General features: G+C 67.2%; 25 protein-coding genes. 19 read left to right on the forward strand and 6 right to left on the reverse strand.

All coding sequences use genetic code 11. From position 1 onward, the window contains the following. Positions 1-471: M23 family metallopeptidase (locus G6016_RS01585; protein ID WP_241729655.1), on the reverse strand; the 471-nt coding region annotated here is incomplete at its 3' end. Between the two features lie 405 nt (positions 472-876). Here G6016_RS01585 and rpsB point away from each other — a divergent pair. The 5 genes from rpsB to G6016_RS01610 all read left to right on the forward strand — a co-directional run bounded on the left by rpsB (position 877) and on the right by G6016_RS01610 (position 5,299). Then, a complete protein-coding gene (rpsB, locus tag G6016_RS01590) occupies positions 877-1,743 on the forward strand; it encodes a 30S ribosomal protein S2 (RefSeq protein WP_182630962.1) in 867 nt (288 codons plus the stop codon). Between the two features lie 206 nt (positions 1,744-1,949). Further along, positions 1,950-2,774, forward strand: a complete 825-nt coding sequence (gene tsf / locus G6016_RS01595; RefSeq protein ID WP_182630963.1) for a translation elongation factor Ts — start codon at positions 1,950-1,952, stop codon at positions 2,772-2,774. A 254-nt stretch (positions 2,775-3,028) separates the two neighbouring features. After that, entirely contained in the window at positions 3,029-3,754 is a 726-nt protein-coding gene (pyrH, locus tag G6016_RS01600; RefSeq protein ID WP_182630964.1) for a UMP kinase, read from the forward strand. Between the two features lie 52 nt (positions 3,755-3,806). Next, positions 3,807-4,364 carry a ribosome recycling factor gene (frr, locus tag G6016_RS01605; protein WP_182630990.1) on the forward strand — a complete coding sequence of 186 codons (558 nt, stop codon included), beginning with the start codon at positions 3,807-3,809 and terminating at the stop codon, positions 4,362-4,364. A 56-nt stretch (positions 4,365-4,420) separates the two neighbouring features. Continuing rightward, positions 4,421-5,299, forward strand: a complete 879-nt coding sequence (locus tag G6016_RS01610; protein WP_182630965.1) for a phosphatidate cytidylyltransferase — start codon at positions 4,421-4,423, stop codon at positions 5,297-5,299. A gap of 50 nt (positions 5,300-5,349) precedes the next feature. On the opposite strand, the gene G6016_RS01615 is transcribed toward G6016_RS01610, so the two are convergent. Next, positions 5,350-5,778 carry a LapA family protein gene (locus G6016_RS01615; protein WP_182630966.1) on the reverse strand — a complete coding sequence of 143 codons (429 nt, stop codon included), beginning with the start codon at positions 5,776-5,778 and terminating at the stop codon, positions 5,350-5,352. Positions 5,779-5,865: 87 nt separating this feature from the next. Between G6016_RS01615 and rlmN the strand changes: the two genes are divergently transcribed. Next, positions 5,866-6,975, forward strand: a complete 1,110-nt coding sequence (gene rlmN / locus G6016_RS01620; protein WP_182630967.1) for a dual-specificity RNA methyltransferase RlmN — start codon at positions 5,866-5,868, stop codon at positions 6,973-6,975. A gap of 105 nt (positions 6,976-7,080) precedes the next feature. Here the strand turns inward: rlmN and G6016_RS01625 are convergent, their stop codons facing one another. Continuing rightward, entirely contained in the window at positions 7,081-7,434 is a 354-nt protein-coding gene (locus G6016_RS01625; protein WP_182630968.1) for a DUF2631 domain-containing protein, read from the reverse strand. 166 nt (positions 7,435-7,600) lie between these two features. Here G6016_RS01625 and dxr point away from each other — a divergent pair, with 166 nt between their 5' ends. The 8 genes from dxr (at position 7,601) to G6016_RS01665 (ending at position 15,816) form a co-directional block, all read left to right on the forward strand. Next, positions 7,601-8,764: a 1-deoxy-D-xylulose-5-phosphate reductoisomerase gene (dxr, locus tag G6016_RS01630; RefSeq protein ID WP_380023431.1), complete on the forward strand. Its 1,164-nt coding sequence runs from the start codon at positions 7,601-7,603 to the stop codon at positions 8,762-8,764. Positions 8,765-8,767: 3 nt separating this feature from the next. Beyond that, on the forward strand, positions 8,768-10,000 hold the full coding sequence (locus tag G6016_RS01635) for a M50 family metallopeptidase (RefSeq protein ID WP_182630970.1): 1,233 nt from the start codon (positions 8,768-8,770) through the stop codon (positions 9,998-10,000). 134 nt (positions 10,001-10,134) lie between these two features. After that, a complete protein-coding gene (gene ispG, locus G6016_RS01640; RefSeq protein ID WP_182630991.1) occupies positions 10,135-11,283 on the forward strand; it encodes a flavodoxin-dependent (E)-4-hydroxy-3-methylbut-2-enyl-diphosphate synthase in 1,149 nt (382 codons plus the stop codon). 3 nt (positions 11,284-11,286) lie between these two features. Beyond that, positions 11,287-12,141, forward strand: a complete 855-nt coding sequence (locus G6016_RS01645; protein WP_182630971.1) for a GNAT family N-acetyltransferase — start codon at positions 11,287-11,289, stop codon at positions 12,139-12,141. Between the two features lie 258 nt (positions 12,142-12,399). After that, positions 12,400-12,921 carry a hypothetical protein gene (locus G6016_RS17065; RefSeq protein ID WP_241729656.1) on the forward strand — a complete coding sequence of 174 codons (522 nt, stop codon included), beginning with the start codon at positions 12,400-12,402 and terminating at the stop codon, positions 12,919-12,921. Continuing rightward, positions 12,921-13,097, forward strand: a complete 177-nt coding sequence (locus G6016_RS01655; RefSeq protein WP_182630972.1) for a hypothetical protein — start codon at positions 12,921-12,923, stop codon at positions 13,095-13,097. Before G6016_RS17065 ends, G6016_RS01655 begins: the two co-directional genes overlap by 1 nt. Before the next feature lie 145 nt (positions 13,098-13,242). Then, positions 13,243-14,118, forward strand: coding sequence for a type I methionyl aminopeptidase (map, locus tag G6016_RS01660; protein ID WP_182630973.1), 876 nt, complete (start codon positions 13,243-13,245; stop codon positions 14,116-14,118). Between the two features lie 219 nt (positions 14,119-14,337). Next, the gene (locus G6016_RS01665; RefSeq protein ID WP_182630974.1) at positions 14,338-15,816 is read left to right on the forward strand and encodes a flavin-containing monooxygenase; all 1,479 of its coding nucleotides are present in this window, start codon (positions 14,338-14,340) and stop codon (positions 15,814-15,816) included. 156 nt (positions 15,817-15,972) lie between these two features. Here the strand turns inward: G6016_RS01665 and mtr are convergent, their stop codons facing one another. Then, positions 15,973-17,373 carry a mycothione reductase gene (gene mtr, locus G6016_RS01670; RefSeq protein ID WP_182630975.1) on the reverse strand — a complete coding sequence of 467 codons (1,401 nt, stop codon included), beginning with the start codon at positions 17,371-17,373 and terminating at the stop codon, positions 15,973-15,975. A gap of 3 nt (positions 17,374-17,376) precedes the next feature. Next, the gene (locus G6016_RS01675) at positions 17,377-18,408 is read right to left on the reverse strand and encodes an alpha/beta hydrolase (RefSeq protein WP_338403471.1); all 1,032 of its coding nucleotides are present in this window, start codon (positions 18,406-18,408) and stop codon (positions 17,377-17,379) included. A gap of 153 nt (positions 18,409-18,561) precedes the next feature. Between G6016_RS01675 and mqo the strand changes: the two genes are divergently transcribed. From mqo to G6016_RS17460, 5 genes are all read left to right on the forward strand, one after another. Continuing rightward, positions 18,562-20,064 carry a malate dehydrogenase (quinone) gene (gene mqo, locus G6016_RS01680; RefSeq protein ID WP_338403472.1) on the forward strand — a complete coding sequence of 501 codons (1,503 nt, stop codon included), beginning with the start codon at positions 18,562-18,564 and terminating at the stop codon, positions 20,062-20,064. 135 nt (positions 20,065-20,199) lie between these two features. Next, the gene (cobA, locus tag G6016_RS01685; protein ID WP_182630977.1) at positions 20,200-21,426 is read left to right on the forward strand and encodes a uroporphyrinogen-III C-methyltransferase; all 1,227 of its coding nucleotides are present in this window, start codon (positions 20,200-20,202) and stop codon (positions 21,424-21,426) included. Between the two features lie 152 nt (positions 21,427-21,578). Continuing rightward, positions 21,579-21,950, forward strand: coding sequence for a hypothetical protein (locus G6016_RS01690; protein ID WP_182630978.1), 372 nt, complete (start codon positions 21,579-21,581; stop codon positions 21,948-21,950). Positions 21,951-22,011: 61 nt separating this feature from the next. Further along, a complete protein-coding gene (locus G6016_RS01695) occupies positions 22,012-23,043 on the forward strand; it encodes an LLM class flavin-dependent oxidoreductase (protein ID WP_182630979.1) in 1,032 nt (343 codons plus the stop codon). A gap of 18 nt (positions 23,044-23,061) precedes the next feature. Continuing rightward, positions 23,062-23,190 (forward strand): hypothetical protein, encoded by a 129-nt coding sequence (locus G6016_RS17460; RefSeq protein ID WP_277815100.1) that lies wholly within the window; start codon positions 23,062-23,064, stop codon positions 23,188-23,190. A 6-nt stretch (positions 23,191-23,196) separates the two neighbouring features. On the opposite strand, the gene G6016_RS01700 is transcribed toward G6016_RS17460, so the two are convergent. Further along, positions 23,197-23,946: a peroxide stress protein YaaA gene (locus G6016_RS01700; protein WP_182630980.1), complete on the reverse strand. Its 750-nt coding sequence runs from the start codon at positions 23,944-23,946 to the stop codon at positions 23,197-23,199. Between the last annotated feature and the right edge of the window lie 12 nt (positions 23,947-23,958).

Consider the following 23,958-nt stretch of genomic DNA (forward strand, 5'->3'; position numbering starts at 1 on the left):
GTCGTCGTCCCCGGATGGGCCACCCGAGGCCACCCGCGCGCCCCAGTGCAGACATGCCTCCACCGGACACCCGGGGTGTCCCGCGACCAGATGGCCGATCACCTCACCGGCGGCGACCACCTGCCCCGCATCAACCGTGGCGGTCACCGGCTCGTACGTCGTGCGGAGCCCGCCCCCGTGGTCCAGGGACACGACGGGCTTGCCACCGACCTGTCCCGCGAACAGGACGGTGGCGTCGGCGGGAGCCTGCACCGGCGAGAGCACGGTCGCGGCCAGGTCGATGCCCCGATGCCCCGCGGCCCACCGCCGATCGGGCGGATCGAATGCGGTTACCGGGTCCACTGCGCCCGGTAGCGGGCTGAGGAAATCGGCGATCGGCGCGGCCGGGGACACCGCCCCGACGAACACACTGACCGCGACCGCAGGGGCCATGCCGAGAGTCACGAGACCACCGAACCGAAAAGTCGCCATGGCCCCAGTGCACCGGGCAATCCCGAATTCGGCCAGCCCCGGTCGCCCGATTGTGGACAGATTCGACGACCATCCACAGAAAGTCCGGTCCGGCCACCTTGGCGGTTGGGGCGGGAAGGGATATGCTTCCCGTGCGGTCGACTCTGCAGTCGATTGACTTCGCGTGTCCTGCCCTGCCGTCACCGGCAGGGTATCCGGACCCGAGGGGCTCAGGGATTCCCTGGACTCACGGACCACCCGGACGACGGACCAGTAGGTGCCCCCGGCAACGGGGGTGAGGTCCGGCGCGGACACCAGGGCCCGAGGCCACCCGGCTGATGGGCATAACCCGATACACGTTCAGAAAGCGAGGACGAGGGCCTCGCGGTTCGGCTGCTTTCAAGCCGGACGAGCCCTCAACACATCATGGCAGTCATCTCCATGAAGCAGCTGCTCGACGCAGGTGCCCACTTCGGCCACCAGACCCGCCGCTGGAACCCGAAGATGCGTCGGTTCATCTTCACCGACCGCAACGGCATCTACATCATCGACCTGCAGCAGACCCTGACGTACATCGACCAGGCGTACGAGTTCGTCAAGGAGACCGTCGCCCACGGAGGCACCGTCCTGTTCGTCGGCACCAAGAAGCAGGCCCAGGAGGCCATCGCTGAGGAGGCCGCCAAGGTCGGCATGCCGTATGTCAACCAGCGCTGGCTGGGTGGCATGCTCACCAACTTCCAGACCGTGCACCAGCGGCTCGTCCGCCTCAAGGAGCTCGAGTCCATGGAGCAGTCGGGCGGATTCGAGGGTCGCACCAAGAAGGAGATCCTCATGCTCACGCGTGAGAAGAACAAGCTCGAGCGCACGCTCGGCGGTATGCGTGACATGAGCAAGGTTCCCTCCGTGGTGTGGGTCGTCGACACCAACAAGGAGCACATCGCCGTCGGCGAGGCCCGCAAGCTGAACATCCCGGTCGTCGCGCTGCTCGACACCAACTGCGACCCGGACGTCGTCGACTACCCGATCCCGGCGAACGACGACGCCATCCGCTCGGTCACCGTGCTGACCCGCGTCATCGCCTCCGCCGTCGCCGAGGGCCTCAAGGCCCGCTCGCAGGCCGGCAAGGCCACCGGCGAAGAGGCCGAGCCGCTCGCCGAGTGGGAGACCGAGCAGCTGGACCAGGTCACTGGCGAGACCGCTGCCGCGGAGACCACCGAGGCACCGGCCGCCGAGGCCGCTGCCGAGGCCCCCGCCGCAGAGGCCGCTACCGAGGCCCCCGCCGCAGAGGCCTGATCCAGCAGCACCAGCTCGAGGCACGTCGGGCCCGGCCGCCCATGACCCCTAGAGGGTCTACCGGGGGCCGGGCCCGACCTGTCACCGGCGGTGGGAGCCGACTCCCGCGGGCGCCCTGGCGTCTAGGGTGGAGGCGCACTCGCCCGCCGACCGACGTGAATACTTTTAACGACACATCCAACCCCTAAAAGGAGGGTCGCCCCACAATGGCGAACTACACCGCTGCCGATGTCAAGCGTCTACGTGAGCTCACCGGCTCCGGGATGATGGACTGCAAGAAGGCTCTCGTGGAGTCCGACGGTGACTTCGACAAGGCCGTCGAGTTCCTGCGCATCAAGGGCGCCAAGGACGTGGGCAAGCGCGCCGAGCGCGCCACCGCCGAGGGGCTCGTCGCCGTCAAGGACGGCGTCATGATCGAGCTCAACTCGGAGACCGACTTCGTCGCCAAGAGCGCCGAGTTCGTCGAGCTGGCCGACAAGATCGTGGCCCTCGCCGCCGCCCAGGGCATCTCCGACCTGGACGCGCTCAACGCCGCCGACCTGGACGGCACCAGCGTCGCCGACGCCGTTGTCGCCTTCTCCGCCAAGTCCGGCGAGAAGCTCGTCTTGCGTCGCGTGGGCAAGCTCGACGGCAAGGTCGCCGTCTACCTCCATAAGCGCTCCTCGGACCTGCCGCCGGCCGTGGGCGTCCTGGTCGCGTACGAGGGCGAGGGTGAGACGGCCGATAACGCAGCCCGTGCCGCTGCTATGCAGATCGCCGCGCTCAAGGCCCAGTATCTCTCGCGTGACGACGTGCCCGCCGACGTCGTCGCCAAGGAGCGCGAGATCGCCGAGGCGACCGCTCGCGAGGAGGGCAAGCCGGAGCAGGCACTGCCCAAGATCATCGAGGGTCGTCTCAACGGCTACTTCAAGGACAACTGCCTCCTCGACCAGGCATCTGTCACCGACAACAAGAAGACCGTCAACGCGATGCTCGAGGAGGCCGGTGCCAAGGTCACCTCGTTCCTGCGTTTCGAGGTCGGCCAGGCCTGATCTGACTCCCCATATCTGACGGAGTTCGCAGCCGATAGGGCTGCTCGGCGACGGCGGCACCCGCATACCGGGTGCCGCCGTCGCCGTCTTGTGTGCCACGGGTGTGCCCGCGTCCGGCGGGCTGCGGTGTGGAGGGCGTACCGATAGGGCAGAATGAACCCGGCTCCACCAAGGGCCTACGGCTCCGCGACGTCCGAGACGTCAGGAGCGCCGACGCGCAACACGGGCTCGATCCGCCCGGGACGAGGAGAACGATGACCGACCCGCGGCACGGGTACAAGCGTGTGATGCTCAAGCTCGGTGGCGAGATGTTCGGCGGCGGCGGAGTGGGTATCGACCCGGACGTCGTCCAGTCGGTGGCACGCCAGATCGCGGAGGTCTCCCGGACCGGTGCGCAGATCGCGATCGTGATCGGCGGAGGCAACTTCTTCCGGGGCGCCCAGCTGCAGCAGCGCGGACTGGACCGCGCGCGGAGTGACTACATGGGCATGCTCGGCACGGTGATGAACTGCCTGGCCCTGCAGGACTTCCTCGAGCAGGAGGGTATCTCCACCCGCGTTCAGACCGCGATCCACATGGGACAGGTTGCCGAGCCCTATATCCCGCTGCGAGCCGAGCGGCACCTCGAGAAGGGCCGTGTGGTCATCTTTGGTGCGGGCATGGGCATGCCCTATTTCTCCACCGACACCACCGCTGCACAGCGGGCACTCGAGATTCGTGCCGACGTGCTTCTCATGGCCAAGGCCGTGGACGGCGTGTACTCGGCGGATCCGAGGACGAACCCGGACGCGGAGCTCTTCACCCGAATCGAGCACCGCGAGTGCCTCGAGAAGGGGCTCAAGGTGGCAGATGCCACGGCGTTCAGCCTCTGCATGGACAACAATATGCCCATCCTGGTCTTCAACATGCTCACCGAGGGCAATATCGCCCGCGCGGTAGCGGGTGAGCAGATCGGCACTCTGGTGAGTACCTCAGACTGACCGGCAGTTGACCGATCACGCATACCCGACGAGAACGAAAAGAGACGAGAAGATGATCGACGACACGCTGCTCGAGGCCGAGGAAAAGATGGAGAAGGCTATTGAGCACGTCCGCGACGAGCTCGCCGCGATCCGCACCGGCCGAGCTAATCCGGGGATGTTCAACCGCGTCGTGTGTGAGTACTACGGCACCATGACGCCCGTCACCCAGATGGCGACCATCTCGGTCCCCGAGCCGCGGATGCTCATCATCAAGCCGTATGAGATGTCTCAGATCGGGCCGATCGAGAACGCGATCCGCAATTCCGACCTCGGCGTCAATCCGACGAACGACGGCCAGGTTCTCCGAGTGACCGTGCCGCAGCTGACGGAGGAACGCCGTAAGGACCTGGTCAAGCAGGCGAAGGGCAAGGCCGAGGATGGACGCATCTCCATCCGAGGGATTCGTCGTAAGGCGATGGACGAACTCAAACGCATCGACAAGGACGGCGAGGCCGGCGAGGACGAGGTCAACGCCGCTGAGAAGGAACTCGACAAGGTGACACAGCGGTACGTTGCCGAGGTCGATGAGATCGTGAAGGGCAAGGAAGCCGAACTGATGGAGGTCTGACCCCTCCTTCAGGTCCAGTACGCCCCGTCGTCCTACACACAGTCGAGGAGTTCGCCGTGGATACCGCTCCCTCCGGCCCGCCCGGGCCCACCGCCGCGGCCGCGGCACCTCCGTCGCGGGCCGGGCGTGACCTGACCCGCGCCGTTCCGGTTGGAATCGGCCTCGGAGCGCTCGTCATCGCGAGTATCGCGTTCAATCCCAGGGCCTGGTACCTCGTGGCTGCCGGTGCGGTCGCGATCGGGACATGGGAGGTGTTCAAACGCCTGCGTCAGGCCAGGTTCCGGCTGCCCCTGATTCCACTGCTCATCGGTGGTCAGGCGATGGTCTGGTCCGGTTTCGCGATCGGCGCCAAAGGGACATACGCGGCGTTCGCGGCAACGGCCGTCGTGGTGCTCATCTGGCGACTGCTCATGGGCGGGCTGCACACCGCTCCGAAGAACTACCTGCGCGACGTCTCGGTCTCGGTGTTCGTCCTGGTATGGATTGCCGTACCGGGCTCGCTCGGTGCGATGCTCTCCGACGGTGACTTCGGTGCGCAGCGAGTCGTGGCACTGATCCTGTTGGTCGTGTGTTCTGACGTCGGCGGCTATGTGGCCGGAGTCCTGTTCGGCAAGCACCCGATGGCGCCCGCGATCAGTCCGAAGAAATCCTGGGAGGGATTCGCCGGCTCGATGGTCTTCGCCATGACCGGTGGTGCCCTCACCGTGTGGTTGCTGTTCGACGACGACGTCTGGAAGGGCATCCTGCTGGGCATCCTCACGGTCCTCACCGCGACCCTGGGTGACCTCGTCGAATCTCAGGTGAAGCGGGATCTCGGGATCAAGGACATGGGCACGATGCTGCCGGGGCACGGCGGCTTCATGGACCGACTCGACTCGGTGTTGCCCAGCGCCGTGGTGGTCTGGATCATCTTCACCTTCGTCGTTCCGACATGATGACGAGCGTCACCGGCCGGGACCCATTCGGATCCGGCCGGTGACCGCGGTCAGCGGGAGCGACTGGCGAGCTTGCGCGCCTTACGGGCCCGCATACGTAGCTGGAGGATCCGGAATCCGGCGAACAACGCCATGATCAGCGCGCCCACGATGGCGGACAGCAACACCAGGACTCCCAACGGGAGTGAGAAGTGAAGCCCCAGGAACTGCACATCGGTCGACGTCGTGTTCTGCGCGATGAAGATCAGCAGCAGGATCGTGACGAGGGCGCCCAGGACGAGTCCGACCCATGCGGATCCGAGTAGGCCCGCGGTCGTGTCCGGGACCTCCTGGTGTGAGTTCTTGCCGTGGTGCCGGGAATCCTCGGTAGTCGCCGGCACAGGTGCTTCTGTTGATGCCGTGTCGGCGGGCACCATTGCCGTTTCGGGGGAGTGTTCGGTAGCGCCGGTGTCGGCGGGTTCGTCAGAACGCGTGGTCATAGTTGAACTCTAGGCGCGTGTTTATGCCTGTGTGTGCCCTCACTCGGTGTGTCGTTCGGGCTTTGTTCTGACACAATGGGCCGCATCATGGCTGAACCTCTTCCCCTCGTCTTTGACGCCCCCCGCCGGGGGCTTCCTCCTCGCCACTTCGCCGACCTCGATGCCGATGGTCGAGCGGAGGCGATGGCCGATCTCGGGGTCCAACCGTTCCGCGCAAAGCAACTGGCCAACCACTACTTCGGCCGGCTCGAGGCCGACCCCCGGGAGATGACCGACCTTCCCGCGGATCTGCGCGAGAAGGTCGCCGGGGAACTGTTCCCCCCGCTGACGTCGTCGCTGCGTCACATCACCACCGACGAGGGCACCACTCGGAAGACCCTGTGGAAACTGCACGATGGTTCACTCGTGGAGAGTGTGCTCATGCGGTATCCGGACCGGGCGACGGTCTGTATCTCCAGCCAAGCCGGTTGCGGTATGGCGTGCCCGTTCTGCGCCACGGGTCAGGGGGGTCTGCAGCGCAACCTTTCGGCCGCGGAGATTCTCGATCAGGTGCGGGTCGCTGCGCGTGCGATGCGTGACGGAGAGATCCCGGGCGGCCCGGGCCGCCTGTCCAACGTGGTGTTCATGGGCATGGGGGAGCCGCTGGCCAACTACAAGCGGGTTCTCACCGCTGTTCGCGGTATCGTCTCACCGCCGCCCTCCGGGTTCGGAATGTCCCAGCGCGCGGTGACGGTGTCGACGGTCGGTGTCGTACCCGCCATCCACCGTCTCGCGGAGGAAGGTCTCCAGGTCACGCTCGCGGTCTCGTTGCACACACCCGATGATGAGCTCCGCGACACCCTGGTTCCGGTGAACAACCGGTGGCCTGTCACCGAGGTCATGGATGCGGCGCGGCACTATGCCGACGCGACCGGTCGTCGGGTGTCGATCGAGTACGCGTTGATTCGCGATGTGAACGACCAGACGTGGCGAGGCGAGATGCTCGGCCGGCTGCTGGCGCAGCGGCTCGGCGCGATGGCGCACGTGAATCTCATCCCGCTCAATCCGACGCCGGGCAGCGAATGGGATGCGAGCCCCAAGCATCAGCAGGATGCGTTCGTCGACGCGGTGCGTGCGGCGGGTGTCTCGTGCACCGTTCGGGACACACGCGGTCAGGAGATCGCGGCGGCCTGCGGGCAACTCGCCGCCGAGGATTGATCGGTGCGAGTGCCGGCTGGTGACAGCCGACCCCCGAGCAGGAAATGACGAAGGCCGCCCCGCATCACGCGGGGCGGCCTTTATCGTGCCGGGTCTGTGGCGAGGTCAGTGAGAGCTGCGGCCGGTGATCGCGCCGGTGGCGACGTTGCCGGTCACGGAGTAGTGGTCCGACGGAACCTCGAAGACCTTGTGCTTCTTGGCGTAGTCGTCCTTCTTGGGGCGAAGGGAGATGATCATCCAGATCAGCAGGAATGCGGCAACGGCGACCAGCCAGAGGTTCTCGACGTTGCCGAGGTGGTTGCCGAACAGCATGCCGAGCAGGAACAGGACGAAGAATCCTCCCACCGCCCAGCCGACCTTCGCGCTGTGCTGGTGCCAACCCCACTCGACCGACGGCTCGTCGAGCGAGCTGATCCCGTCCACGACGACCTCTGCAGTGGTGTGTCCGTCCGCGCTCATGCTCCCCGGTTCTCCTCACGGCTCGCTGGCAGCCCTTCGGGCCGCCGACATTGCCCCTAGTTTGTCACACCTGCTCGGGCCGCCGACGGGTAACCCGTCCGTGTCGCCCCACACGTCGGAAACCGGCGATGCGGCATCGGGCCCGCCGGACGTGGACAATGGCAGGGTGACCACGCGTGTTCTCATTCTCGGCAGTACCGGTTCGATCGGTACCCAGGCCCTCCAGGTGATCTCCGGGGCTGAGCCCGGTCGCTTCTGTGCGGTTGGTCTGGCCGCTGGCGGCGGCCGCATCGACCTGCTCTCGGAGCAGATCCGGAGTACTGGTGTCGGCGCTGTTGCGGTGTCGGATCCGGCGGCGGCAGAGCAGATCCGAGCCCAGTTCCCGGAACTGACGGTGTTCGACGGGCCGGACGCTGCCACGACCCTGGTCCGCGAGGTCGAGGCCGAGGTCGTACTGAACGGGATCGACGGGTCGATCGGTCTCGGCCCGACCCTGGCCGCCTTGGAGGTCGGTGCGCAGCTGGCCCTGGCGAACAAGGAGTCCCTGGTCGCCGGGGGTGCTTTGGTGACCGGCGCGGCGGCGCCGGGACAGTTGATCCCGGTGGATTCGGAGCATTCCGCCATGGCGCAGTGTCTGCGGGCGGGAACCGCCGAGGAGGTCGCGTCGTTGGTGCTCACGGCGTCGGGCGGGCCGTTCCGGGGCCGGACGCGCGCGGAGCTCGCGGACGTGACGGCGGCCGACGCGCTGAAACACCCGACGTGGGCGATGGGCAGGATGATCACCCTCAACTCGGCGACCCTGGTCAACAAGTCCCTCGAACTGATCGAGGCGCACCTGCTGTTCGGCGTGCCCTATGACCGGATCGACGTCACGGTCCATCCGCAGTCGGTCGTGCATTCGGCGGTCACGTTCGTCGACGGCGCCACGGTGGCCAAGGCGTCGCCGCCGTCGATGACACTGCCGATCGCCCTGGCCCTGGGGTGGCCCTCGCGTGTCGCGGGCGTGTCGGAGCCGTTGGATTTCACGCAGGCGCACACGTGGACTTTCGAGCCGGTCGACGAGGAGACGTTCCCTGCCATCTCCGTCGCCCGGGCCGCGGGGGTGGCCGGGGGGCTGCGGACCGCGGTGTTCAACGCCGCCAACGAGGAGGCCGCGCCGGCGTTCCTGGACGGTCGGATCAGGTTCACCGACATCGTCGACGTGGTGGCGGAGACCGTGGGTGCCGCCGATGAGTGGTCGGCCGCCCCGCGTGATCTCGATGACGTCGTGGCCGCCGAGACGTGGGCGCGTGGACACGCGGCGACGCTGGTCGCCGGACTGGAGGGCTGAGTCATGCTGGTCGTGGGGATCATCCTGTTTGCCCTCGGGATCATGCTGTCGATCGTGCTGCACGAGTTGGGGCACATGAAGGTCGCGCAGTGGTCGGGCATGAAGGTCCGCCGGTTCTTCGTGGGCTTCGGTCCCACCGTCTGGTCGACCAACCGCGGTGGGATCGAGTACGGGCTCAAGGCCGTCCCACTGGGTGGGTTCTGTGACATCGCCGGAATGACCGCCTACGACGAGTTGTCGCCGGAGGACGAGCCCAAGGCGATGTGGCGCCAGGCCTGGTGGAAACGCGTCGCCGTGCTGCTGGCCGGGCCGGTGATGAACATCATCCTGGCGATCGCGCTGTTCTATACCGTCGCCCTCGGGTGGGGGCTGGTCAACCGCGATGTGCAGCCGATCCCGACCGATCGCGTGGCGGCCGTGGTCGGGGATACCTGTGCGACGGGCGCCGCGGGTGAGACGACGTGTGGTCAAGGCCTGGGTCCGGCCGGTGCGGCGGGTATCGAGCCGGGGGATGTGATCGTCTCGGTCGCCGGGGAGCCGGTGTCGAGCTGGGCCGACCTGTCGGACGTGGTGACGGGGCTGCCGGGCGAGACCGTGCCGGTGGTGGTGGAAAGAGAAGGACAGGAGACGACGACGACGGCGACGTTGGCGTCCTCCACCGTCGATGGCGAAGCCCGGGGAGCACTGGGGGTGCGTCTGTCCGACGAGGGGATCCCCCAGGAGATTTTGGACGATCCGGCCTATCAGTCGGTCAACACCTATGACGTCTGGAGTGCCATCCCGGCGACGGTCGTGTTCACCGGGGACATGGTCGAGGCGACCGTCGAGGGCCTGATCTCGTTCCCATCCAAGATCCCGGCGGTGGCGGCCTCCATCTTCGGCGCCGAGCGGGCCGAGGATTCCCCGGTCTCCGTGGTCGGTGCGAGTTACATCGGTGGCCAGGCGGCGGAGCAGGGGGCCTGGTGGCTCTTCCTGCTGTTCCTTGCCGGTCTCAATCTCTTCCTGGGCGCGTTCAACCTGGTGCCGTTGACGCCGTTCGACGGCGGTCACATCGCGGTCGTGTTCTACGAGAAGATCCGGGACGCACTGCGTCGGCTTCGTGGATTGGCACCCGGGGGACCCGCGGACTACGAGAAGCTGGCACCGTTGACCATGACGGTTTTCGTGTTGCTGATCGGGGTGTCGGCGATCGTCATCACCGCCGATTTCGTCAATCCCATTTTGCTCACCGGGTGATCCCGCCGACTCCCGCTCGCATGCGCTGGTGCTTATCCGGATAATGGCGGACGGGACTCACCAGCACCCGGCTGTATGACCCTAAGGAAGGCACTGCTGTGAACGACACCTCCTCGGTCCCCATCGGACTGGGCATGCCCGACGCTCCGCCGCCCGTCCTGGCTCCGCGCCGCCAGACGCGGCAGCTCTTCGTGGGACCGGTGGGCGTGGGCAGTGACCATCCGGTCTCGGTCCAGTCCATGACCAACACCAAGACGCATGACATCAACGCAACGTTGCAGCAGATCGCCGAGCTCACCGCGTCCGGCTGTGACATCGTCCGTGTCGCCTGTCCTCGTCAGGAGGACGCCGATGCGCTGGCGACGATCGCCCGCAAGTCGCCGATCCCGGTGATCGCGGACATCCATTTCCAGCCGAAGTATATCTTCGCGGCGATCGATGCTGGGTGCGCGGCCGTGCGCGTCAACCCGGGCAACATCAAGGAGTTCGACGGCCGGGTCAAGGAGGTCGCCAAGGCGGCCGGGGACGCCGGCATCCCCATCCGTATCGGGGTGAACGCGGGTTCGCTGGATCCGCGACTGTTGGCCAAATACGGCAAGGCCACCCCTGAGGCTCTGGTGGAGTCCGCGGTGTGGGAGGCCTCGCTGTTCGAGGAGTTCGGTTACGGCGATATCAAGATCTCGGTCAAGCACAACGACCCCGTGATCATGGTGGAGGCCTACCGTCAGCTGGCCGCCCAGACCGACTATCCGCTGCACCTCGGTGTGACCGAGGCCGGGCCGGCGTTCCAGGGCACCATCAAGTCGTCGGTGGCGTTCGGCGCCCTGCTGGCCGAGGGAATCGGCGACACCATCCGGGTGTCGCTGTCGGCCCCGCCGGCCGAGGAGATCAAGGTCGGCGCGCAGATCCTGCAGTCGCTCAACCTGCGTCCCCGAAAGCTCGAGATCGTCTCCTGCCCGTCGTGTGGCCGCGCGCAGGTGGACGTGTACAAGCTGGCCGAGGAGGTCACGGCCGGACTGGAGGGCATGAGCGTCCCGCTGCGCGTGGCCGTCATGGGCTGTGTCGTCAACGGTCCCGGCGAGGCACGCGACGCGGACCTGGGTGTGGCTTCCGGCAACGGTAAGGGGCAGATCTTCGTCAAGGGCGAGGTCATCAAGACCGTCCCGGAGGCGCAGATCGTCGAGACCCTCATCGAGGAGGCCATGCGCATCGCCGAGGAGATGGGCGAGGAAGTCGGGGAAGCCGCAGAGGGACAGGGTCCCCAGGTCAAGGTCACGCGATAGGCAGTGACCGATACGGTTGCCCCACCTTCCGGGGTCAGCGGCTGCCGGGAGGTCGGCCCGGGCGAGACGGCCACGGCGTTCCGGGTCCTTGAGGCCGACCCGTTGGTGACGGCACCGGCTGCCGAGACGTTCGTCCTTTCCGGGGTGGCCGGGGGAGTGGACGGACGGTTCCTCACCCGGGGCGGCCCTGAGCAGTCGCTGGCGTTCGTGGGCAGTTCTGTGCTCCCCATCCTCGGCGACGCCGCAGACCTCGAGGCCCTCGCCCATGCCGTCGTCGAGTCGGGTGTCGGCCCGATGTCACTGCACGGGCGCAGGGACTTGGTGGCACACATGTGGCCCGCACTGGAACGCGGATGGGGCTCGGCGAGGGAGTACCGGGCGTCGCAGTTCCTCATGGCACTTCGGTCCCCGGTCGACCCGACGCTAGTTCTCGAGGGCACCAGACCGGCCACTCTCCAGGAGTTCGACTCCGTGCTGGCCGCTGCCGCCGCGATGTACCGCGAGGAGTTGCACAGCGACCCGTTCGAGGTGGGGGCCGGAGCGCCGTTTCGCCGACGCGTCGCCAGGTCGGTGGCGCGAGGTCGGACGTGGGTCGGGATCGACGGCGGCGAGGTATTCTTCAAAGCCGACATCGCGGCGATCTCCTCGCGGGTCGCGCAGATCCAGGGTGTGTGGGTCGACCCGAGCGTGCGGGGCACGGGATTGGGGGCCGGCGGCACGGCTGCCGTCTGCGCCGCGCTCCAGAAACGTGGGCTCACCCCGTCGTTGGTGGTCAACGGCACCAATGAGCCCGCACGGAGGGCCTACAAGCGGGTCGGTATGGTCGATCTCGTCGACTACGCGACGGTTTTACTGTGATCACTGGCCCAGCCGCGCGAGCCGGCCGTTTCGTCGCGCGTAAGTGCGCAGTGCCGCCCGAGGCGTCGGCCGGTCTGCGACTCCGGTTTGATCGCGGGCTTATGGAAGAATCATGCCGAACCGGCAACCGGTCGACCCGTCCAGCGCCGGAGTTCGGCCACCGGCCGACGGCGGCCGTTGAAAGTGAGAGGTGTCCTGCTTGATGACCGCGCCCGAGGTTGATCGCAGTTGTGACCCTGTGAACTGCGGGGACGACTCGTGAGCACCGCCACCTCCGCCACCTCCGCCACCTCCGCCGGCGACCGGGGTCCGGCCGTCACGACTGGTTCGCCATCTGATTCACGGTCTGACGCGCACCTCGACATCCGGCCCGAGGGCGCGGCAGCGGAGCCCGCCATCGAGGCAACGGGTTTTCGTTCCGATTCGACGGCGGATCGGGTGATGCGGCGCCTTCTGCGAGTGGACGGGCTCAATAGCTCAGCGGGTACGGGTGCGCACCGGGCGTTCCGGGTCTCCGTGCTGGTGTCCGCGGTCAGATGCCTCATCACGTACCTCGCTATCCCGATCGTCTTCCCCTTGCTCAGCCTGTCCGGCTGGGTCGCGGCCCCGATCGGGATCGCGCTGTGCGTGGTCGCCGTCGTCAACGGCGTGATCAGTGTTCGCCGATTCTGGGCGTCCGATCATCCCCGTCGATGGATGTACACCGGCTTCATGGGCGTGGTGTTCGTCATTCTCGCGGTGGCCATGGTGTCCGAACTCCACCGGATGGGGGTGATGTGATGGAGTCGCAACACGAACGCGAACGCGACGGCGAGACCGAGGTTGATCTCGAGCACGCTTCCGGGCAGCACCCCGCGGGGCAGCAGCCCGGCGGAGGTTCACGGACCGAGCTGATCTCGATGGTGCTGTTCGGGCTGATGGTGATCGTCGCTTCGGTCTGCTTCGTCATCTGGTGAGAATCCGCGCGCTGTCGCGTCGATCAGCGAACCGCAGCCTCATGGAGACGTCCACCCGCTAACCGACCCCCATCCGGGGCGGCGGCGTGTGACCGCAGATGCGGGGCATGTGACCGCACGCGCTCACGCTGCCTATCCTGGGATCATGACCACTTCGACCCGCCCGCCTCTCGTCCCCGGCACCCCCACTCCGATTCGGCCGGTGCCCGATTCCATCCAGCGCCCTGAATATGCCTGGCGGGACTCCGTGGACGAGGCCAACGGGGAGGCGTGGGTCCAACCCGATGAGATCGTCGAGTCCATGCGGGTCGCCAGTCGTGTGGCAGCCGATGCCCTGGTCCTGGCGGGTGAGGCCATTGCGCCGGGAGTGTCGACCGACGAGGTCGATCGCGTCGTGCACGAGTACCTCTGCGACAACGGCGCATACCCCTCGACGCTCGGCTACAAGGCGTTTCCGAAGTCGTGCTGTGTCTCCCTCAACGAGGTCATCTGCCACGGGATCCCCGACACTACGGTCATCGAGGACGGCGACATCGTCAACGTCGATGTGACCGCGTTCATCCACGGTGTCCACGGCGATACCAATGCCACCTTCTTCGCCGGTGATCCCAGCGACGAAGTCCGGCTACTGGTCGAACGGACCGAAGAGGCGATGAACCGCGGGATCAAGGCCATCAGGCCCGGTCGCGAGGTCAACGTGATCGGTCGGGTCATCGAATCCTATGCCCGTCGCTTCGGATACACCGTGGTCCGGGAGTTCACCGGACACGGAGTGGGGCCGACGTTCCACAACGGGCTCGTCGTTCTCCACTACGACGACCCCAGCAGAACCGAGGTGCTCGAACCCGGAATGACGCTGACCGTCGAGCCGATGATCTCCCTCGGCGGCCCCGGGTTCGACATCTGGGACGACGGCTGGACCGTCACCACCGCGGACAAGGCGTGGACCGCTCAGTTCGAGCACACGGTCGTCGTGACGGACGACGGTTACGAGATTCTGACGCTGCCCACCGACAAGTAAGCGGATTGGTCATCCGACAGTCCGGGGAGCCCCCGGCCGGGTGAATCGCGATTACTCCGGGTCGGGCCGAGACTGCCACGAGCACACCGGCAAAGAGTCAGCCGAGGCCGGGAGGGCGGCTGACGCACTGTCGGCGTGGCCGGGCGGCGTGGGACGACTTCTGGACGATCGTCCCAGAAATGGCCCCATTAGTGGACATAGGGCTGCATACTGTCAACCATGATCGAGACTCCCCGCGGAACCGTGGACCACATCGACCTACTCGTCCTGGGTGCAGGCTTCGGCGGCATTGCGATGGCGGACCGGCTACTCCGAGAAGGACGAGGCCGGGACTTCCTGGTCCTGGAACGTGCGGCAGAGGTCGGCGGCACATGGCGTGAGAACACCTATCCCGGATGCGCCTGCGACGTGCCCACGGCGTTGTACTCGCTGTCCCGCCACGCCAACCCGGGGTGGTCGCACTCATTCGGGCGACAACCGGAGATCTTCGACTACCTCAAGAAGGTCGCCGATCGCATCGGACTCCGGGAACGCTTGGTCACCTCGTGTGAGGTCCAGTCTGCGGCATGGGATGCGGACTCCTCGTCCTGGGTGGTCGAGACCAGCAAGGGGCAGATCCGGGCACGCCACCTGGTCGCGGCCACCGGCGCGCTGTCTGCCCCGTCGGTCCCCAACCTGCCCGGGCTCGAGAACTTCGAGGGGCAGGTGTTCCACTCCGCCCAGTGGCGACATGACATCCCGCTCGAGGGCAAGCGGGTCGCCGTCGTCGGGACCGGTGCTTCGGCGGTGCAGTTCGTCCCGGAGATCGCACCGATCACCGAACACCTCACCGTGTTCCAGCGGACGCCGGGGTGGGTGCTGCCGCGACTCGACAGGCCGATCTCGGACAGTCGACGCCGGTGGTACTCGCGCATCCCGCTTCTGCAGCGCATCGTACGTGGCCGGATCTACCTCGGCCGCGAGCTGTACGTGATCGTCTTCACCCGGGCCCAGTTCCTGCTCCGGTTCTTTGAGTGGTTCGCTCGCTTCTACCTGTTCATGCACGTCCGGGACCGCGCGATGCGCAAGGCGCTGACCCCGGACTTCTCGATCGGCTGCAAGCGGATCCTGCTCACGAGCAAGTGGTTGCCCGCGCTCGTCCGCCCGGATGTCACGCTCGTGCCGGATGCCGCATCAGCGGTCACGCCCACGGGTCTGGTCGCCGGGGACGGCAGCGAGATTCCGGTGGACGTGATCATCTTCGGCACCGGCTTCCAGCCGACCGAGCCGCCGATCTCACGTGTCGTGACCGGTGCCGATGGTCAGACCCTGGCGGAACACTGGGGCGGGAGCCCACGTGCCCACAACGGCGTCACGGTCGCGGGTTTCCCGAATCTGTTCCTGCTCTACGGACCCAACACGAACCTCGGGCATTCGTCGATCGTGTACATGCTCGAGTCCCAGGCCGAGCACGTTGCCAGACTCCTCGACCTGTCGGACAACGCGCGGAACCGGACGATCGAGGTCCGCCCCGAGGCGCAGGCGGAGTACGCGGACCGCATGGATCGTGAGCTCGCCGGCACGGTATGGAATGAGGGCGGCTGTTCGAGCTGGTACTTCGATTCGAGTGGGCGGAACTCGCTGCAGTGGCCCACCTTCACCTTCCGGTACCGCGAGCAGCTGCGCGACATCGATCCTGCGACCTACGTGGTCGGCTGAGCCCGAGGCGGGTTCCTAGCGGCATCGATTGCGGCGAGAGGGCCGACACGCACTGAGGCGTGTCGGCCCTCTGGCGTCGACTATGAGCGCGGACGAACTGTGCGGTCGCGCGGCGTCGTGGTCGACAGCACCCGCGGCCGGTGGTCCGTGGTGGCGTCAGAACCCGCGGTCGGGAAAATCGAGGCCCAGCAGTGCGTTCTCGACCACCTCGGCCAATGCGGGGTGGATCCAGTACTGTCGGCGAGCCATGTCGGGCACCGTGAGCCCGAACTCGATGCCCTGGATGAGGATCTGGATCAGTGACGGGGCCTGGGCACCCATGATGTGGGCGCCCAGGAGCAGTCCGGTCGACCGGTCGGCGATGAGCTTGCAGCAACCGACCGAGTCCTCCATGGCCCACCCGTAGGCGACGTCACCGTAGTCCTGGGTTTTGACGGTGATGTCGTGGCCGGCGGCGCGGGCTTCGTCCTCGGTCAGACCGACCGAGGCGATCTGTGGCCAGGTGAACACCGCGTACGGGACATGGGCGTGATGGAAGGGCTGCAGGTTCTCGGGGTGGAGCAGGTTGTGGCCGAGCACGCGCTGCTCGTGGTTGGCGACGTGCTTGAGCTGGAAGGGGGAACTCACGTCCCCGAGTGCCCAGACGCCGTCGGCGGTGGTCCGGCCGAACTCGTCCACCCGGACGCGGTCGCCGTCCAGCTCGATTCCGGCGGAGTCGAGCGACAGCAGGTCGCCGTTCGGGGTGCGACCCGTGGCGACGAGCAGGGAATCCGCCGCACAGGTCGATCCGTCCTCGAAGGTGATCTGAACCCCACGGGAGTCGGAGCCGGTGGCGGTTACCGCGGTCACGTGCTGCCCGAGGCGCACATCCCAGTGCTCACGGGCCTGTTCGGTGAACCGCTCCGCGAGTTCCCGGTCCAGATGCTTGAGCAGCACGTCAGAGCGTCCGATGACCGTGACCTTCACCCCGAGGGCCGAGAACACGTGGGCGAACTCGCAGGCGATGAATCCCGAGCCCTGGATGATCATCGACTCGGGCAACTCGGGGATCCGCATGACGTCGTCGCTGGTGTAGTAGGCCACGCCCGACTCGGTGACGATCTCGGGGATGGACGGGCGCGCTCCGGCGGCGATCACGATCTGATCGGCCGTGATGATCTCGCCCGTGCCGGTGTCGATGGTCCGCGGCCCGACGAAGGTCGCGTGGCCGTCATAGACGGTGACGTTGTCGCAGCGGTGCCGCCGGTAGTCCTCGCCGCTCGAGGCGATGGGGTCAATGCGGTTGTCGAACACCCGGGACACGGTGTCCTGCCAGCGCACCCCGTCCAGGGTCGAGTCGACACCGTACTGCTCCGACCGACGGATCGCGGTGGCGGTGTCCGCGGCATAGACGAACATCTTCGTCGGGATACAGCCGACGTTGAGGCAGGTGCCTCCGAACGTCCCCTTCTCACAGATCGCGACAGATTTATCCGCGAACGACTCGTTGATCAACGAGTTGCCACTACCCGTGCCGATCACGATGAGGTCGAAGTGGCGAGACGGGGACTGCGTCATGGGTCAGGACTCCTTGGTGCGTGGGGACAGGGTCTGATCGAGCCAGGAACCGAGGCGGTCGAAGACCATCTCGAGAACATCAGGACGGGACAGGAAGACGTCGTGCCGGGCATGGGGGACCGGTGCGTCGGTGACATCCGTCGAGATCCGGTCGGCGAAACGCTCCATCGACCGCACATCGAGGATCAGGTCGGTGTCGACGTCCACGGCCGGACCGCGCTTGCCGTGTGACGACGCGGTGGACCGGAGTAGGAGGACCGGAAGCGGTAGATCCAGTCCGCGCTGCAAGCGTCGTTGGGCCTGTCGAATCGCCACCAACCACCCGGCTCGCACGCCAACCCCACCCGGGGGCTTGAGCGTCATGTCGTAGTCGAAATCACCGTCATGGCTCGAATGGGTGCTGGTGACGTACAGATCCGACGAGGGGAGAGGGAGACGATAGAAGGGCCGCAGTGCCCCGATGGCCCGGATGGTGGCATCGAACGCCACGCGGGCGCGTTCGGGGACATCCAGCTGGAACCAGGGGGCGTTGAGAACCAGGCCCACCACCGGATCGAGCCTGCCCCGGTCCCGCCGACGGGCGAGCCACAGAGGGACGATCAACCCGCCCGTCGAATGGGCCGCGACAAGCACGGGTAGATCGGGGTGTTCTGAGGTGATCACCGTGAGCGACTGATCCAGCTCGTCGTCGTACCTCTCCAGGTCAGTGGTGAAATGAGGCGTCAGACCCTCGCGCCGGGAGCGGCCACATTTCCTCAGATCGACACCGTAGGTGGCGATCCCGCGGGCGGCCAGAAACTCCGCGAGGTGGGTGTGGAAGAAGTAGTCGGACAGGCCGTGGACCACGAGCATGGCCGCGACCGGGTTCTCGGGCGCCTCCTCGTGACGGACCAGCGTCGCGGAGATGATCCCCTCACCATCGGGGTCCTGACCCAGCGGCAACTCTCGACGTCGATATGCCGGACCCAGGATGTCGGCAGTCCAGTCGGCCCCGGACACGGCCGGGCCCTCGGACGCGGATGGCGAAGTGGACACGGCGACCACCCTAGACCGAGTAGGCCCGGGCACGGTCCGATGTGTCGCGTCGGCGGGGCCGTGAGTAGTCTTGTAATCCTCAGGTCGTGAGCCCCCGACGGGGGCCTGCGACCACGACATTTCGGGTCCACGACCAACGAGCGAGGGTAGCCGGTGACTGCAGACCAGGTGGCAAAGCACGGAACGACTGATGTGGCGCTCATCGGCGCCGGCACCATGAGCGCGACGCTCGGTGCGCTGCTGCGGCGACTCCAGCCCGACTGGGACATCCAGATCTTCGAGCGTCTGGAGGGGCCGGCCCTGGAGTCCTCCGACGCCTGGAACAACGCCGGAACCGGTCACTCCGCACTGTGCGAGCTCAACTACTCCCCGAAGACCGCCAATGGCGATGTCGACATCACCAAGGCCGTCAGCGTCAACGAGAAGTTCCAGGTCTCCCGGCAGTTCTGGTCCTACGCGGTGGAGAACACCCTCCTCGGCGATCCGACCGAGTGGATCCGGCCCGTGCCGCACATGAGCTTCGTCACCGGAGCCGACGGCCAGGACTACCTGCAGAAGCGCTACGACAAACTCGCCGGCCACCCGCTGTTCCCCGGCATGGAGCACACCACCGAGTTCAGTGAGCTCGAGCGGCTTGTCCCGCTGATGGCCAAGGGACGTTCGCCGGAGCAGCCCTTCGCGCTGAGCCACTTCGCCGGCGGCACCGACGTGAACTTTGGCGCCCTGACCCGGCAGCTGGTCAAGTACCTGACCCGCACCGGCACCGAGGTGCACTACCAGAACCAGGTCAAGGATCTCGAGCGCAACACGGACGGAACCTGGCGCCTGACCGTGGCCAACCGCCACACCGGTGACGAGCGCACCATCGACGCCAAGTTCGTGTTCGTCGGCGCCGGCGGCGGGGCCCTGCACCTGCTGCAGAAGTCGGGCATCCCCGAGATCAGGGGCATCGGTGGTTTCCCCGTCGGCGGCCAGTGGCTGCGGTGCACCAACGACGAGCTCGTCGAGCAGCATCAGGCCAAGGTCTACAGCCAGGCCTCGGTGGGTGCCCCGCCGATGTCGGTCCCGCACCTGGACACCCGCGTGATCGACGGCAAGAAGGGCCTGCTGTTCGGCCCGTTCGCCGGCTGGACCCCCAAGTTCCTCAAGATGGGCAGCTTCATGGACCTGCCGAGCAGCGTCCGGCCCGGGAACCTGCTGCCCATGGCCAACATCGGTGTCACCGAGATGGGCCTGGTCAAGTACCTCATCACCGAGCTCGCCAAGAATCACGGCGCCCGCGTCGACACCCTGCGTGACTTCGTTCCCGCGGCCGTGGACGGCGAGTGGGAGAAGGTCGTCGCCGGCCAGCGCGTCCAGGTCATCAAGCCCAAGCCGGGCGGCCGAGGTGGAACTCTCGAGTTCGGTACCGCCGTCGTCAACGCCGCGGACGGGTCGATCGCCGGACTGCTCGGTGCGTCCCCGGGCGCCTCGACCGCAGTCGACGCGATGGTCGACGTGCTCCGGCGCTGCTTCCCGACCCGGTTCGCCGAGTGGACCCCTGCTCTCGAGGAGATGATCCCGTCGCTCGGTCGGGACCTGGCCGCTGAGCCCGGGCTGTTCAACGAGCAGTTCGAGCGGTCGAACCGGACTCTCAAGCTCGACCCGAAGGTCTGAGCCGTACGCCCACCGGGCGCTCAGTTCCCGTGACATCCCCCGCCCTCCCGTCATCGGAGGTCGGGGGATGTTCTCTATCACGGTGACGACGGCCCGGGACGGGAATCCCGGAAGCGGGCCGATAGGATCAACCGCATGATCCGGCCTGTGAACCCGTACCCCGTCGGCCTGGACCTGGAGGGCCGTCGAGTCGTGGTGATCGGCGGAGGATCCGTGGCCCAGCGTCGTATCCCCGTTCTTCTCGAGGCCGGTGCGGCCGTTCATCTCGTCAGCCCGGAGATCACCCCCACCCTGCAGGCGTTGGTCGACGACGGCCGCATCTGGTGGGAGCAGAGGGAGTACTCGACCGGGGATCTCGAAGGGGCGTGGTACGTCGTCGCGGCGACCAAGGATTCGCTGGTCAATGCCCGAGTGGCCGCGGAAGCCGAACAGCTTCGTACCTTCTGCGTTCGATCCGATGCGGTGACCTCGGGAACGGCGGTCACACCCGCCGTCGTGCGTCGCGGCGAGATGATGGTCTCCGTCCTCACCGGAGATCGGGCCAGGACCGCGGAGGCTCGCGACGTGGTGGCACGAGCGCTGAGCGAGTCCGCCGTCGAGGCGCCGGAGGTCGACGAAAAGCTCCGCGGGACCGTCGCGCTCGTCGGTGGTGGCCCCGGCGCCGACGATCTCATGACCGTTCGCGGACGCAGGCTCCTGTCACGTGCAGACGTCGTGGTTGCCGATCGGCTTGCGCCGCAGCGGCCACTCGCCGAGCTGCGAGCCGACGTGGAGATCGTGGACGCGGCCAAGATCCCGTACGGGCGCGCGATGGCGCAGGAAGCCATCAACGAGGTCCTGGTGGATCGGGCTCGTGCGGGCAAGTTCGTCGTCCGTCTCAAAGGCGGAGACTCGTTCCTCTACGGGCGTGGATACGAGGAAGCCCAGGCCTGCGCGGAGGCGGGTATCCCGTGCTCAGTCGTGCCCGGCGTGTCCAGCGCGCTGTCCGTCCCCGCACTCGCCGGGATTCCCGTCACCAACCGGGGAATGACGCACGAGGCGACGATCGTGTCCGGACACCTGCCGCCGGGCCATCCCGGCTCGCTCGTCGAATGGGATGCGCTCGCCCGGCTGCGGGGCACGCTCGTCATCCTGATGGGCGTCAAGAACACTCCCGCGATCGCCGGCGCCCTCATCGACGGAGGACGGGCCGCGGACACCCCCGCCGCCGTGATCGTGGACGGCAGCCTCGACGGTGAGGTCACCCACCGCTGCACACTCGGGAGCCTGTCCGAGACCATCCGCGACCATGACGTGCGTCCCCCGGCGATCGTCGTGGTGGGCGAGGTGGCCGGTCTTCCGCAGGTGACGACCGGCGCCTGAATCCGCGTCGGTCCGGTCGCGGCGGGGATGAGTCGAGGCTGACGGCTGCCGGGACCTGCCTGCGCGTGGCGGACAGTCAGTGCGGTGGCATTCTGGGGAAGCAGAGGAGGCCCCGGCGCGGCCGTGCACCCGAGAGAAAGGCGTTCGCCGAGATGAAGTGCACCCTTCCCACCGACTGCGGTAACTCTCCACGCATCACGCTCGTGGGTGAATTCGTGAGGAACTGGGCCGGATGCGAGGTCGACGCCGTGGCGCTCCGACTGGCCGACGACGCCGAGTGGACCTTCGTGGGCAGTGCGCGCCACAGTGGCGCAGCGATGTCGGCCGAAGCGTGCCCCGCACGTGTGCCGGACCAGCTGGTCGTCACCTCGATCATCACCCACGGTCGGCTCGCCTCGTGTGACGGATACCTGGAGACGGACGGCGGACGGACCGACTTCAGCCACGTCTTCCGGTTCGCCAGCACCTCTAAGACCGCCGCGATCAAAGAACTCCGCACCTACCTGATCGACACCGCTGACTGAGCGATCGAGCGGGCGCGGATGGTCCCCGCCGGTCTTCCTGCGCGTCAGGCAGGATGGGGACATGAGGCCTGGCAAGAGCATCGGATTCCTGTCCTTCGGACACTGGATGGACCACCCCGACTCCGCGGTGCGAACTGCCGCGGATTCACTCGTCCAGAGCGTCGAGCTGGCCGAGGCCGCCGAAGAACTCGGCGTGGACGGTGCGTATTTTCGCGTCCATCACTTTGCCCAACAACTGGGTACCCCGGCGCCACTGCTCGCCGCGGTGGGTGCCCGCACGTCCCGCATCGAGATCGGCACCGGCGTGGTGGACATGCGCTACTCCAACCCACTCGGGTTCGCCGAAGATGTGGCCGCCGCCGACCTCCTCGCCGGCGGAAGGATCCAGCTGGGGGTCTCGCGCGGATCGCCGGAGCAGGTGATCGACGGCTGGCGCTATTTCGGGTTCCAACCCGCCGAGGGGGAGTCCGATGCGGACATGGCCCGTCGGCACACCGAGGTGTTCCTCCAGGCGATCTCCGGCCAACAGTTCGCACAGCCCAACCCCCGGCCGATGTTTCCGAACCCGCCCGGGCTGCTGCGCCTCGAGCCCTACTCCGAGGGGCTCCGTGAACGCATCTGGTGGGGCGCCGGCTCGGACGCCACAGCGAGGTGGGCGGCGCAGCACGGGATGCATCTGATGTCCTCCACCCTCAAGGAAGACGAATCCGGTGAGCCGCTCCACGTCCAGCAGCGTCGCCAGATCGAGGCGTTCCGCGAGGAGTGGGCGCAGCTTGATCACGGCTTCGCACCGCGGGTCTCGGTGTCACGGTCCATCGTCGCGATCACCAACGACACCGATCGCCGCTACTTCATAGGCGGAGGCGAGAGGGAGGACCAGTTCGGCCAGATCGAACCGGGCAGCCGCGCCGTGTTCGGCCGGTCATATGCCGCCGAGCCCGATCAGTTGGTCGACCAGCTGCGGCGGGACGAGGCGATCGAGGCGGCGGACACCCTGCTCATCACCGTGCCCACCCAGCTCGGTGTCGACTACAACGCGCACCTACTCGAGTCGATCCTGACCCATGTCGCCCCCGAACTCGGATGGCGGTGATCTCGGACCGGTCGAGGTGTGACTTCGGTAGATGCGGTGGACGTCGCCGCGGTGTGCGCTGGCGGCGGAGCGGCTGACGGCGTTGTCGTCGTCGTCAAAGAGGGGTTGATCTTGGTCTTCACCTCGGCGAGCACCGCGGTGCGGTGACGGTCGTCAGGGCTCGGTGACCATCGTCAGAACGGTGTCCGAGGTGCGCTCGATGACGTGCCCCGCGCGGCGGGCGACCCGGACCACGGCACCGAGGTCCGCCAGTTCGGCGCGGGAGTTGGCCAGCGTCCGGGCGAGCAGGCCCTTGTGGTGCTTGGAGAAATGCGAGACCACCTTGCGGCTACCGTCCGGGTACTCGGTGACCACATCCACCGTCACGGCGCCGGGGACCGGACCCAGCTGGTGGTACCCGCCGGAGCGCAGGTCCAGCACCACCTCGTCAGACCAGGGGGCGACCGCGCCGGTCAGTGCCTCACGCCACGTCGCGCGGAGCGTGCCCAGGCCGGGCAGCTTGGTCCCCGCGGACAGGCGGTAGTGGGGGATCGGATCGCCCGCGGCGACGAGCCCGAACAACGCCGAGCCGATCCACAGGCGCGATTCGGCCCGGGCACGGGTCGCCTTGGTGAAGGAGGCCTGGTCGAGAGCGTCGTACAGGACCCCCGTGTAGCGGGTGAGCGCCGGGGCGGTGGGGGAGGTCCACAGCTGCGCGTCCAGGGTGACCTCGTCCGCAAGGGCGTCACTGAGACCGAGGGCCTGCTGGGCCTGCACCGAATCCTCAGTGCAGACCGAGACCAACGCGTCCGCGACCTTCTGGCGGGTGTCGGTGAGGGACGGCAGCGAGAGGGCCGCGAGATCCAGCGGAGCACCGGCGCCACCGACGGACTTGGTCTCGGACGGGGAGAGGAGGATTCGCACCCGACGAAGGTT

Source organism: Dietzia aerolata (genome assembly GCF_014144865.1).
GTDB lineage: Bacteria > Actinomycetota > Actinomycetes > Mycobacteriales > Mycobacteriaceae > Dietzia > Dietzia aerolata.